Origin of the sequence: Mycolicibacter acidiphilus, assembly GCF_018455725.1 — a bacterium.
In the GTDB taxonomy this organism is placed as follows: domain Bacteria; phylum Actinomycetota; class Actinomycetes; order Mycobacteriales; family Mycobacteriaceae; genus Mycobacterium; species Mycobacterium acidiphilum.
Genome location: NZ_JAHCLR010000003.1, coordinates 274,936 through 287,074 on the forward strand (window position 1 = coordinate 274,936; position 12,139 = coordinate 287,074).

Consider the following 12,139-nt stretch of genomic DNA (forward strand, 5'->3'; position numbering starts at 1 on the left):
TGGCACTATAGGCAGGTTGATCAGGACTTGAAGCTAAGTTACTGACGAGTAATAAGACGAAAGTTACCCAAGGGTAACTTACGGATGGGAGAGGGCGTTCCGTGGATACCGAGAACACCCAGATATTGATCCGACTCGTGGTCGGTCTGTCTGGCACCGCGATTGTCGGCTTGTTCGCCGCCAAACGGATTCTCTGGCTCTATCGGTTGATCATGACCGGGCAGAAGACCGGTGGTGAACGGACCACCGAGGTCCTCACCCGCGCATGGACGAACATGCGTGAGGTCGCCGCGCAGTCGAAACTGCTGAAGTGGTCGATCCCCGGCGTCGCGCATTTCTTCACCATGTGGGCGTTCTTCGTACTGCTGACGGTGTACATCGAGGCGTACGGGCTGCTGTTCAAGGAAGACTTCGCGCTGCCGATCATCGGCCACTGGAACGCGCTGGGCTTCCTGCAGGACTTCTTCATCACCGCGGTGACGATCTCGGTCATCGTCTTCATGATCATCCGCATCCTGAAGAACCCGGCCGAGCAGGGCCGCGCGTCCCGGTTCTACGGCTCGCACAACGGCGGCGCCTGGCTGATCCTGGTGATGATCCTCAACGTCGTCTGGACCTACTGCCTGCTGCGCGGCGCGGCGGTGAACAACCTCGGCAAGCACTTCCCCTACGGCAACGGCGCGTTCCTGTCCCACCTGATGGGCCACGTGATGGAACCGCTGGGCACCGGCGGCACCGGCCCGAACGTCTGGATCGAGACCACCGCGCTGCTGCTGCACATCGGCGTCGCACTGGCGTTCCTGCTGATCGTGCTGCACTCCAAGCACCTGCACATCTTCCTGGCGCCGATCAACGTCACGTTCAAGCGACTGCCGAACGGCCTGGGCCCGCTGCTGCCGGTGGAGTTCGAGGGCAAGCCGATCGACTTCGAGAACCCGCCGGAGGAGGCGGTGTTCGGCCGCGGCAAGATCGAGGACTTCACCTGGAAGGGCATGCTCGACTTCGCCACCTGCACCGAGTGCGGTCGCTGCCAGTCGCAGTGCCCGGCCTGGAACACCGGCAAGCCGCTGAGCCCGAAGCTGCTGATCATGGACCTGCGCGACCACTGGATGGCCAAGGCGCCGTACCTGCTCGGCGACAAGGCGATGCCGGAGGGCGAGTTCGACCTGTCGAAGGCGGAGCGTTTGCCCGGCCACCACGTGCCGGAGAAGGGCTTCGAGCGGGTCGGCGGGCACGGCGCCGAGCAGGCCACCCGGCCGCTGGTCGGCACCGAGGAGCAGGGCGGCGTCATCGACCCGGACGTGCTGTGGTCGTGCACCAACTGCGGCGCATGCGTCGAGCAGTGCCCGGTGGACATCGAGCACATCGACCACATCCTCGACATGCGCCGCTACCAGGTGCTGACCGAGTCGGAGTTCCCGTCCGAGCTGGGTGTGCTGTTCAAGAACCTGGAGAACAAGGGCAACCCGTGGGGGCAGAACGCCAGCGAGCGGACCGCCTGGATCGACGAGCTCAACTTCGACATCCCGGTCTACGGCCAGGACGTGGAGAGCTTCGACGGGTTCGAGTACCTGTTCTGGGTCGGCTGCGCCGGCGCCTACGAGGACAAGGCCAAGCAGACCACCAAGGCGGTCGCCGAACTGCTGGCCGCCGGCGGGGTGAAGTTCCTGGTGCTCGGCCAGGGCGAGACCTGCACCGGTGACCCGGCCCGACGCTCCGGCAACGAGTTCCTGTTCCAGCAGCTCGCCACCCAGAACGTGGAGACGCTGAACGAGCTGTTCGACGGTGTGGACACCCCGAACCGCAAGATCATCGCCAGCTGCCCGCACTGCTTCAACACGATCAGCCGGGAATACCCGCAGCTGGGCAGCGAGTACACCGTGCTGCACCACAGCCAGGTGCTCAACCAGCTGGTCACCGACCAGAAGCTGGTTCCGGTCAAGCCGGTGTCGCAGGACGTCACCTACCACGACCCGTGCTTCCTGGGCCGGCACAACAAGATCTACGAGCCGCCGCGTGAGCTGGTCACGGCGTCCGGCCGCAACCTGATCGAGATGCCGCGCAGCCGTGACCGCAGCTTCTGCTGTGGTGCCGGCGGTGCCCGGATGTGGATGGAAGAGCACATCGGCACCCGGGTCAACCACGACCGGGTCGACGAGGCGCTGGCCACCGGTGCGACGCAGATCGCGACGGCCTGCCCGTTCTGCCGGATCATGCTGCACGACGGTGTCGGCGACCGGCAGGAGGCAGCCGGCCGCGAGGGCGTGGAGGTCCGCGACATCGCCCAGATGCTGCTGGACTCGCTGGACCTGACCGGCGTGACGCTGCCGGCGAAGGGCACCGCTGCTGCTGCGGCGGCCAAGGCGGCCCCGAAGAAGGTCGAGGCCCCGGCGGCCCCGGCAGCGTCGGCGGCCACCGAGACGCTGGAGAAGCCGGCGGCAGCACCGGCGGCGCCGAGCAAGCCGGTCACCGGGCTGGGCATGGCCGGCGGCGCGAAGCGGCCGGGCGCCAAGAAGGCCGCCACACCCGCTGCCGAGGCACCCGCCACGGCAGCACCGGCAGCCCCCGTCAAGGGTCTGGGGATGGCCGGCGGCGCGAAGCGACCCGGTGCCAAGAAGGCCGCCGCACCCGCTGCCGAGGCTGCCCCGGCGGCTCCGGAAGCCGCCGCTCCGACGGCACCGGCCGCACCCGCTGCGCCCGCCAAGGGGCTCGGCATGGCGGCCGGGGCTCGCAAGCCCGGCGCCAAGAAGGCCCCGGCGGCAGCCGCCCCGGCAGCCCCGGCTGAGCCGGCTGAGCCGGTCCAGGCCGAGCCCACCGCCGCAGCCGAAGCTCCGGCAGCCGAGGCCGCTCCCAAAGCGGAGCCGCCGGTGAAGGGCCTGGGCATCCAGCCCGGGGCCCGTCGTCCGGGCAAACGCTGAGATAACGAGTCGGGGCCGTATGCGTGTGCATACGGCCCCGATTTGTTTTCGCAGGCAAAAACTGATTGGACAGCCGTGGGACCATGGTGGGCGTGACTACTCATCAGCTGCCGTGGCACACCACCGGCGGCCCGCAGCGGCAGCGCACGTTCGCGCAGTCCACCAAGCTGCAGGACGTCCTGTATGAGATCCGCGGCCCGGTGCACGCCCACGCAGCCCGGATGGAGGCCGAGGGGCACCGGATCCTCAAGCTGAACATCGGCAACCCGGCGCCGTTCGGGTTCGACGCACCGGACGTCATCATGCGCGACATGATCCAGGCACTCCCCTACGCGCAGGGCTACTCCGACTCCAAGGGCATCCTGCCGGCCCGTCGCGCGGTGGTCACCCGCTACGAGGTCATCGAGGGCTTCCCGCGCTTCGACGTCGACGACGTCTACCTGGGCAACGGGGTCTCCGAGCTGATCACGATGGTGCTGCAGGCACTACTGGACAACGGCGACCAAGTGCTGCTGCCGGCCCCGGACTACCCGCTGTGGACGGCGTCGACCTCACTGGCCGGCGGCACCCCGGTGCACTACCTGTGCGACGAGACCAACGGCTGGCAGCCCGACGTCGCCGACATGGAATCGAAGATCACCGAGCGCACCAAGGCGCTGGTGGTGATCAACCCGAACAACCCGACCGGCGCGGTCTACAGCCGCGAGGTGCTGACCCAGATCGTGGAACTGGCCCGCAAGCATCAACTGCTGCTGCTGGCCGACGAGATCTACGACAAGATCCTCTACGACGACGCCGAGCACATCAACCTGGCATCACTGGCGCCGGATCTGCTCTGCCTGACGTTCAACGGCCTGTCCAAGGCCTACCGGGTCGCCGGCTACCGGGCCGGCTGGGTGGCGATCACCGGCCCGAAGGAGCACGCCAGCAGCTTCCTGGAGGGCATCAACCTGCTCGCCAACATGCGGCTGTGCCCGAACGTGCCGGCGCAGCATGCGATCCAGGTGGCACTCGGCGGACACCAGAGCATCGACGACCTGGTGCTGCCCGGCGGGCGGCTACTGGAGCAGCGCGACGTGGCGTGGACCAAGCTCAACGAGATCCCCGGCGTGTCCTGCGTGAAGCCGGCCGGCGCGCTGTACGCGTTCCCGCGGCTGGATCCCGAGGTCTACCCGATCGAGGACGACGAGCAACTGGTGCTGGATCTGCTGATGTCCGAGAAGATCCTGGTCACCCAGGGCACCGGGTTCAACTGGCCGGCACCGGATCACCTGCGGATCGTGACGCTGCCGTGGGCTCGTGACCTGTCGGCGGCCATCGAGCGGCTGGGCAACTTCCTGGTGGGCTACCGCACGTAGTGCGCGGCGTACTCAGTTGATGTAGTGCGGGACGTGGTACGGCGGCGGTCCCGGCGGCCAACTCGGGTCGTAGGTGCCGCCGCCCTGCCAGTACTCCGGGGTGTGCGGCACGTTGTCCAGGTAGTGGTTGTCGTGGCAGTAGCTGCCGTTCCAGTTGCCGCCCATCCAGCCGCTCCACTGCTCACCCGGGCACCAGTGGTAGCGCGGCTCGGCCTGTGCCGCGCCCGCCGCACCCAACGCGACCAGCCCTGACGCTGCCGCGACAAGGGCGATCCGAGCGATATTCCCCATGTGGGTTTTCTACCACCGCCGCAGCGTCAGCGGAAGGTTATCGGCAGGGTGAGCGGCCCCTACCGTCCCGCCGGCACCCAGTTGCCGTGGAATCCCGCGGGAACCCGGTGCGGCAGTTTGATAGCCGCCACGTCGTCCATTGTCTGCGCGTCCAGGATGGCCAGTTCGCTGCGGTCGGTGGCGGCGTCGTAGACGAATCCCATCAACACGCCATCGTCTTCACCGGCCCCACCCGGTGCGTTCTGGAAGACGAACTCGCCCAACTGCTTTCCCACGCCGAACGAGCGCATCGCGGTCGTGCCGCCGATCAGGTCGTGTTTGAACAGCGTCGAGTCCGGCGCTGCGCCGTCGATCCCGACCGAGTAACCGAACCGGTGCCGCTTGCCCAGTCGGCGTTCGTCGATGCGGGGGAACTCCTGCCCGTGATCATCGAACCGGGACTCCCGGACCTTGCCGTCGGCGAGGTCGATGACCCAGCGGTCCAGGGTGGGCGTCCCCTCGTTGGGGCCGTTGAAGTCGGTGTCGAACATCTTCGGGTGGCGCACCACGTCGAGCACGATGGCGTCACCCTCGTCGTACGCGTTCATCGGGTGGAACACGTAGCAGGGCTCCACCTCGAACCACCGGACGTCGCCATTGCCACCCTTGCGGGGCATGACCCCCACCCGCGCAGGGTATTTCGGGTTCCACCGGTAGGGCATCCGCCGCTCGGCACTGTTGCCCGCCGGCAGCCGGGCGGTGATCGGGTCGGGGATGCGGACTCGGCCGATGAGCGCGTTCAGGATCAGCCGGGTCGCCAGTCGCAGCCCGGGCGGAGCCGTCGCCTCGGCGACCTGGCGCGCGTCGAACGTCACCGGCAGGTCAAGGAAGACGACGTGGTTCTCGGTCAGCGCGAAGTCATGCATCATCGGTGAGCCGGTGACCTCGATGTCGACGGTGCGCCGCGCCCGCCCGTCGACGCCGATCACCGAGTACTGCACGGTGTTGCCACGATTGAACGCATACGAGACCGCGTGCAGCTCACCGGTTTCCGGGTCGCGCTTGGGGTGCGCGGTGTAGCCGCCCGGCAGGGTGCCATCAAAGTCGCAGGCCCCGACGGTGTCGAGTTCGTCGGTGAGCTCGTAGCAGGTCAGGCCGCCTTCGACCAGCGCGAGCGTCCGTCCGTTGTGGCCGATCACGTTGGTGTTGGCGCCGATGCCGCGGGCGCCGAAGCGGCGGTCGGATGCCGTCGGCTCGCCGAGCGCCAGAGCCGTCTGCGGGCCGCGCACATAGCGGTTGCGATACCACTGCGCCGTGCCGTCGCGCAGTCGCAGACCGTGGACCATGCCGTCCCCGATGAACCAGTGATAGACCGCCGGGTCGATCTCGCCGACCGGGTTGGGTCCGTTGCGCAGATAGCGGCCGTCCAGGTAGTCCGGGATCGTTCCGGCGACCTCGAGGTCGGTGAGGGTGTACTCGTGCTGGATCGGGGCGAAGCCGCCCGCCAGGTAGGGATTGTTCATCGTAGGGCCTCCAGACCAGCTATAACGATGTTATGTGATCAGGTATAACAGCGTTATGGCAGGATGGCAAGGGTGAATCCGGGTCCCCGCGAGCGGTTGGTCGAGGCGGGCACCCGACTGCTGGAGCGCGAGGGCCCCGAAGCGCTGCAGGCCCGCAAGGTCGCCGCCGAGATCGGGGCGTCGACGATGGCCGTCTACACCCATTTCGGGGGGATGAGCGGTCTGCTGGAGGCGATCGCCGCCGCGGCGTTCGAGCGGTTCGGCGCCGCGCTGGCGTCGGGGCCGGTGACCGACGACCCGATGGCCGACTTCTTCGTCATGGGTTATCACTACCGGCAGTTCGCACTGGAGAGCCCGCAGCGCTACCGGCTGATGTTCGGCCTGACGGCGCCGCAACTGATCCGGCCGGCGAACGCCGCGATGCCGGTGGCGGCGGCTACCTACCAGCAGTTGGTCACCGCGGTGGAACGGATCGTCGCGACCGGGCGGATCCGTGCCGACGACGCCGGCGATCTGTCCGGACGGATCTGGGCGCTGATCCACGGCGTGGTCCTGCTGGAGACACACGGCACCTTCGGCCACCACGACCGCGCACTGCACCACATCCTCAGCCCGATGCTGGTCGACATGTTCGCCGGCATGGGCGATGATCGCAGCCGCGCCGAGGCCTCCCTGGAGCGGGCGGCGACGGTGATCACGCGGCCGCCCTGACCATTACACCTAGGACCCTGGGCGCGGATGTGCGGGCTGACGGCCCTTGCGGATCAGACCGGCGGTGGTTCAATCCGCTCGATCGTGGTGATGCGATCGATGGACCGATCGAATGACGCCACCTTGCCGACCCCGGTACTTTCGGCACACGCGACCAGATACGCTTCGGCGAAGTCGATCCGGTCGGTCTCATAGATCTGGATGGCGCGCAGAAGAAGTGCCGGGTCCACGCACACCATGGAATCGAACGCGATCAGGGATCTCACGGCTTCGGCAACTTGGCTACGCGGCGCTTGATAGAAGGACTCCAAGACGTACACCGTCTCCGCCACGATGAGGTCGGCCAGTAGCAGCTCCGGCTCGGTTTCGAGGTAGGCCGTAGCGCGCGCGGCCATCTCCGGTGGGTCGCCGGTCAGATGACGAACCACGATGTTGGTGTCGATGATCGCGATCAACGGCGGTGCGCGGTCCGGGCCGCCCTGCTGCGGCGGACCACCTCATCCCAGGCAACATTGCGTTTGTCCGCCGGAACACGGATCGTTCCGGCAAGGGCCAGGAAGTCCGGTGTCCGGGCCAGCACCGCTCGATTGCCTTCCACCCGAAAGATAACGTCGTCGCCCTCTTTGAGACCGAGTGCATCCCGCACTGCCTTCGGGACGGTCACCTGCCCCTTCGATGTCAGCTTTGCCGCAACGTCCATGACGATTCCTTACGTTTCGCTCGCAGTAAGGATATCCGGCGAAGGTGTTGTGCGCCCCCGTCGTCACTGCACGCCGGGCCGGTGAAGCAATCGACGACCAAGGCGCGCAGCACTCGGCGATAGTAGAATTCCGCCCGTCGGCCAACCCGCCGGCTCACCGATCAGGAGGGGCGATGATGCGCAGGACGATGGCGGCGCTCGCGCTGGCAGTCGGTTTGCTGCCGATCGCACCCGGTGTCGCCCACGCCGACGACGCCGGCTACCTGCGCATACTCCACAACCTCGGCAAGTGCGACACCGACCGGTGCAACCTGAAGATCGACGACCAGGACGCGCTGAACCTGGGTCGGACGGCATGCCAGGGGATGACGTCCGGCATGAGCGACGGTGACGTCGACTCGACGATCATGCAGACCTCGCCGATGAGCCTGCGGGACGCCGACACGGTCCGTCTCGCCGCGAAGATGGAACTCTGCCGCAAGCATTAGGGGCTACCGCCGCTCCAGCAGCCCCAGCAGGTAGTCGCCGTACCCGGACTTGCGCAGGCCGCCGGCGCGCTGCGCCAAGTGCTCGTCGTCGATGAAGCCCATCCGCCAGGCCACCTCCTCGGGGACGCCGATCTTGAGCCCCTGCCGGCGTTCCACCGTGCGGACGTAGTCCGCGGCGTCCAGCAGCGAGTCGAAGGTTCCGGTGTCCAGCCACGCGGTGCCGCGGGTCAGCACCTCGACGGTGAGCCGGCCCTGGTCGAGGTAGGTCTGGTTGATCTCGGTGATCTCGTATTCACCGCGCGCGGAGGTTTTGAGACCGCGGGCGATCTCGACGACGTCGTTGTCGTAGAAGTACAGGCCGGGTATCGCGTAGTTCGACGGTGGCACCGGAGGTTTCTCCACCACCGACACCGCCCGGCCGTGGGCGTCGAACTCGATCACCCCGTACGCCGACGGGTCGGCCATCCAGTACGCGAAAATCGTTGCACCGCTGACCGATTGGAGACGACGGAGACTGGTGCCCAGACCGGATCCGTAGAAGATGTTGTCCCCCAGCACCAGTGCGACCGAATCGGTGCCGATGTGGTCGGCCCCGATGACGAACGCCCGCGCCAGTCCGTCGGGCTGCTCCTGGGTCGCGTAGCTGATGTTGACGCCGAACGCGCTGCCGTCGCCGAGCAGGCGGTGAAACGCCGGGGCGTCGTGGACGGTGGTGATCACCTGAATGTCGGTGATACCGGCCAGCATCAGCGTGCACAGCGGGTAGTAGATCAGCGGCTTGTCGTAGACCGGCAGCAACTGTTTGCTGGCACCCAGCGTGATCGGGTGAAGGCGGGTGCCCGCGCCGCCGGCCAGGATGATCCCGCGCATGCCCGTCAGTCGATCCGGTCGGCTTCGGTCAGCTCGGTGGCGCTCATCGCCGCATCGAGGTCGTCGTGCCGGAAGACCGACGTGACGTGGTCGTGCACCACCCGGAACGCAGCCGCCTCGACGGGGTCGGCGTTGGCGGGCAGCAGCTCGACCACCACGACACCCTCGTGCACGTACATCCGGCCGATCCCGGTGGTGATCCCGGCGTCGGCGGCCCACTGCCGCAACGCGGCGTGTCCCTGCCCGGCGCCACTCGAGTCGCCGACCTCGATGTCGTCGCTGGACAGACTCACCAGGGTGTCCAGATCACCGGCGGTGAGGGCGTCGTGCCAGGCCAGGACGGTAGCGATCTCCGATGTCGTCATGCTGAGCAAACTACCGTGCGCTCAGAACGCCGTGTGGTCCAGCCAGTGCCGCCAGACCGCTTCCTCACCGAAGACGGCGATGCCGGTGTCAGACACCGGAACCCGGCGCAGGATCGCCAGCAGCAGGTCGGTGGCCGGGCCGCGCAGCGCCACCGAGCCCTTGCCGTGCGCGCGCGACCAGCTCAACCGGCCCGCCTCGGCGGCGACGGTCCACTCCCCCGCCTCACCCAGCCCGGCGTCGGTGGCGTGCAGGTGCACGGTCTGACCGTCGGCCAGCGGCGGCGGCGTGCCGTCCCGCACCGGCAGCGCCGTGACCAGGTCCAGCCATTCGCTGATGCCGTCGGCCGCCAGCTCCGGCGCCAGGGTGAATCGACGGCCCAGCGCCAGTGCGGCGTCGGCGCGGTGCACCGTCGCCTCGTGCACCCGCCGGCGCAGCCACCAGGCCGCGGGCCGCGGGCCGATGAACGTCCAGGCCGGGGTGTCCGGACCGATCAGAGACACCGCTTGGATCATCTTCTGGGCGCCGTCGGTCAGCCAGTCGATCGCCGCGGCCATGTCGGCGGGCGGCTTACCGTCGACGACGTCGCGCGGGTCGAGCGGGTGATCCAACCGGTCGGCGACGATCTGGGCGGCCCAGCGGTTACCGCGACCGACGTGCCGGAACAACTGCTGCAGGTTCCAGTCCGGGCAGGTCGGGATCGGCAGCATGGGATCACCGGCGCGGATCAGGCCTGCGAACGCGCGAGTCTCGTCGAGTAACGCTGTGGCGTAGTCCATGTCGTCAGGTTAGTTGACCGCCCCGGCCGCACCCAGTGGCTCAGAAGTGGAAACCGCCGCCACCCCAACCGCCGCCACCGCCGTGACCACCACCGCCGCCATGGCCACCACCGCCGCCCCAACCGGGGAACAGACCGCCGCCACCGCCACCGTCGTGACCGCCACCGCCACCGTGGCCACCACCGCCGCCCCAGCCCGGGAACAGACCGCCGCCGCCGTGGCCGCCGTCGTTGCCACCGCTGCCGAGGCCGGGGAACCACGGGTTTCCTCCGCCGTGACCGCCGCCGCTGTTACCCGGCGCCCACGGGTTCGGCGGCGCACTGTCATGACCGCCGCCGTTGTTGCCCGGCAGCCACGACGGTCCGTTGTCATGCCCCGACTTGGGCGGTGTCTGCGGCTGCGGGTTGAAGATCGACGGCGGCTTGGGCGCTTCCGGTTGCTTGGGCGGTGCGGCGGGAACCTGCACCGGTTGCCGGATCGGGGGCGGCGCCTCGATCGGGGCGGGGGCCGGTATCTGAATCGGGATCGGGATCGGGATGGGTACCGGGGCGGCCGGTGCCGGCGCCGGGGCGGGGGCGGCCGGGGCCGGGGCCGGGGCCGCAGGGGCGGGCGCGGGCGCAGCGGGTGCCGGGGCCGGCTTCTGAACCGGCGCCTGCACGACGGGCGCCGGGGCCGCCGGCTTCTGCACCTTGGGTTCCGGCACGGCCGGCTGCATCTTGGGTGGCGGCGCGGGTGCCTGCTGCGCCGGGACCACGACGTGCTGGATGGGCGCTGGGCGCTGATCGGCGGTCGGCCGGATGCCGACCGCCAGGGCGACGACCAGCGCGGAGACCCCGAAGACGAAGAACGCCGCCAGTCCGCTGCCGGCCAGCAGGAACGGCTTGCGGCTCGGCGGAATCGGCACGGCGCCGGTGCGGTCGCCGGCGCCGGGCTGTGCGCCGGTCGGCGGGTAGCCGGCGGCTTCGACGGTCGCGTCGTCGGTGAACGGAAGATAGTCGTCGTCATCATCGTCGACCGCGCTGTAGGCGAGGGCCTGCTCGCCCATGGTGGCCTCGTAGTCGGTCGTCCCGCTCGATGCGTAGGCGTAGCTCAGTGCCAGCAGGCTCGGGTCGATCATCCCGGTGCCCGGATCACGCGCCCAGGCCATCGCCGACGTCGACGAGTCGAAGAGCGGCGCATGTGCGCTCGCCAGCGCCGCCCCCCGCGCCAGCGCGGTCTCGGGCTCTTCGGGGACGCTGACCGGGATCGGGCTGGCCGCGTCCAGTTCCGGCTTGACCACGCCGACGTTGACCCCGGAACCGACGACGAACATGCCGTCGCCGATAGCCTGCCGGGCCATCGTCGTCAGCCGGGCCACCGCCACCGTGTCGTCGGCCGGCAACTCCACCCGCTGCACATCGGTGATCGAACCGTCGGTCGAGTCGACCACCGCCAGGGTCGCGCTGTCGGGTTCGATGAACATCAGCGCGACGCGCCGGTAGCCGATCGACCCGCCCACCGTCTGCGCCAGCGCCGCCGCCGCCAGGAACGCCGACACCAGCATCACGTTGTCGACCCGGCGACTGGCCAGCGCGTCGCGCAACTGGCCGGCCTGTGTCTGGTTGGCGACGGTGACCCCGGTGGACGTCAGCCGGTAGCCGCCTTCCAGCGCGCTCTCCCGGGTGCCGAGGATCGCCGACACCACCCGGTCGGGCAGCGCCGCACTGTCGGCGTCGACCTCGAAGCCGTCCTCGTCGACGGTGACGCCGTCGGCGTCCTGGCCTTCAACGAGAACCAGGTGCACGGACGGCGCCGCCATCGACACCCCGAGAACGATGTCCACCGCACCTCCCTCCGCAGCGCCGGCCATCGTTAACTAATTAGTCAATCTTAGCTCTTTGTGGTCGACTACCCCAGGTTCAGATTCAGACCGGGCATCAGCGGGATCTTGATGCCGCCGTCACCACCACCGCCACGGCCGTGGCCGTGCCCGCCGCCGTGACCCCAGTCGTCATCGTCGCCCCAACCGCCCCGGCCGGGTGGCGGGAACAGCGGCGGACCGCCGGGCAGACCCGGGATGTCGAGGTTCGGCAGTCCCGGCGGCGGGGGCGGCGGGGCGGCCGGCGGGGGCGGCGGCGGCGCGGGTGCCTCCCGCACCGGGGCTTCCGGGACCGGCGCGG

Annotated in this window: 13 protein-coding genes; 4 read left to right on the forward strand and 9 right to left on the reverse strand. The window is 68.9% G+C overall.

Translation table 11 applies throughout. The annotated features are described in order from the left end of the window. Window positions 1–122 precede the first annotated feature (122 nt). Entirely contained in the window at window positions 123–2,918 is a 2,796-nt protein-coding gene (locus tag KIH27_RS03110) for a (Fe-S)-binding protein (protein ID WP_214091476.1), read from the forward strand. A gap of 65 nt (window positions 2,919–2,983) precedes the next feature. Continuing rightward, on the forward strand, window positions 2,984–4,276 hold the full coding sequence (locus KIH27_RS03115; protein ID WP_214091442.1) for a pyridoxal phosphate-dependent aminotransferase: 1,293 nt from the start codon (window positions 2,984–2,986) through the stop codon (window positions 4,274–4,276). Window positions 4,277–4,288: 12 nt separating this feature from the next. On the opposite strand, the gene KIH27_RS03120 is transcribed toward KIH27_RS03115, so the two are convergent. Together KIH27_RS03120 and KIH27_RS03125 are read right to left on the reverse strand one after the other, a co-directional pair. Then, entirely contained in the window at window positions 4,289–4,567 is a 279-nt protein-coding gene (locus KIH27_RS03120; protein ID WP_214091443.1) for an Mtp family mycobacterial-type pilin, read from the reverse strand. A 59-nt stretch (window positions 4,568–4,626) separates the two neighbouring features. Next, a complete protein-coding gene (locus KIH27_RS03125) occupies window positions 4,627–6,069 on the reverse strand; it encodes a carotenoid oxygenase family protein (RefSeq protein ID WP_214091444.1) in 1,443 nt (480 codons plus the stop codon). 72 nt (window positions 6,070–6,141) lie between these two features. On the opposite strand from KIH27_RS03125, the gene KIH27_RS03130 reads away from it, so the two are divergent. Next, window positions 6,142–6,780, forward strand: a complete 639-nt coding sequence (locus KIH27_RS03130; protein WP_307856769.1) for a TetR/AcrR family transcriptional regulator — start codon at window positions 6,142–6,144, stop codon at window positions 6,778–6,780. Between the two features lie 53 nt (window positions 6,781–6,833). Here KIH27_RS03130 and KIH27_RS03135 read toward each other — a convergent pair whose 3' ends face one another. Beyond that, window positions 6,834–7,235, reverse strand: coding sequence for a type II toxin-antitoxin system VapC family toxin (locus KIH27_RS03135; RefSeq protein WP_214091446.1), 402 nt, complete (start codon window positions 7,233–7,235; stop codon window positions 6,834–6,836). After that, on the reverse strand, window positions 7,232–7,480 hold the full coding sequence (locus tag KIH27_RS03140) for an AbrB/MazE/SpoVT family DNA-binding domain-containing protein (RefSeq protein ID WP_214091447.1): 249 nt from the start codon (window positions 7,478–7,480) through the stop codon (window positions 7,232–7,234). The genes KIH27_RS03135 and KIH27_RS03140 overlap by 4 nt, the downstream gene beginning before the upstream one ends. 173 nt (window positions 7,481–7,653) lie before the next feature. Here KIH27_RS03140 and KIH27_RS03145 point away from each other — a divergent pair, with 173 nt between their 5' ends. Beyond that, on the forward strand, window positions 7,654–7,968 hold the full coding sequence (locus KIH27_RS03145) for a DUF732 domain-containing protein (protein ID WP_214091448.1): 315 nt from the start codon (window positions 7,654–7,656) through the stop codon (window positions 7,966–7,968). 3 nt (window positions 7,969–7,971) lie between these two features. Here KIH27_RS03145 and rfbA read toward each other — a convergent pair whose 3' ends face one another. From rfbA to KIH27_RS03170, 5 genes are all read right to left on the reverse strand, one after another. Then, a complete protein-coding gene (gene rfbA, locus KIH27_RS03150) occupies window positions 7,972–8,838 on the reverse strand; it encodes a glucose-1-phosphate thymidylyltransferase RfbA (protein WP_214091449.1) in 867 nt (288 codons plus the stop codon). Window positions 8,839–8,843: 5 nt separating this feature from the next. Further along, window positions 8,844–9,203 (reverse strand): nuclear transport factor 2 family protein, encoded by a 360-nt coding sequence (locus KIH27_RS03155; RefSeq protein ID WP_214091450.1) that lies wholly within the window; start codon window positions 9,201–9,203, stop codon window positions 8,844–8,846. Between the two features lie 21 nt (window positions 9,204–9,224). Continuing rightward, window positions 9,225–9,980 (reverse strand): maleylpyruvate isomerase family mycothiol-dependent enzyme, encoded by a 756-nt coding sequence (locus tag KIH27_RS03160; RefSeq protein WP_214091451.1) that lies wholly within the window; start codon window positions 9,978–9,980, stop codon window positions 9,225–9,227. 40 nt (window positions 9,981–10,020) lie between these two features. Beyond that, window positions 10,021–11,802, reverse strand: coding sequence for a DUF7159 family protein (locus tag KIH27_RS22360; RefSeq protein ID WP_307856770.1), 1,782 nt, complete (start codon window positions 11,800–11,802; stop codon window positions 10,021–10,023). 65 nt (window positions 11,803–11,867) lie between these two features. Then, the coding region (locus KIH27_RS03170) for a hypothetical protein (protein WP_214091452.1) at window positions 11,868–12,139 on the reverse strand (272 nt) is incomplete at its 5' end.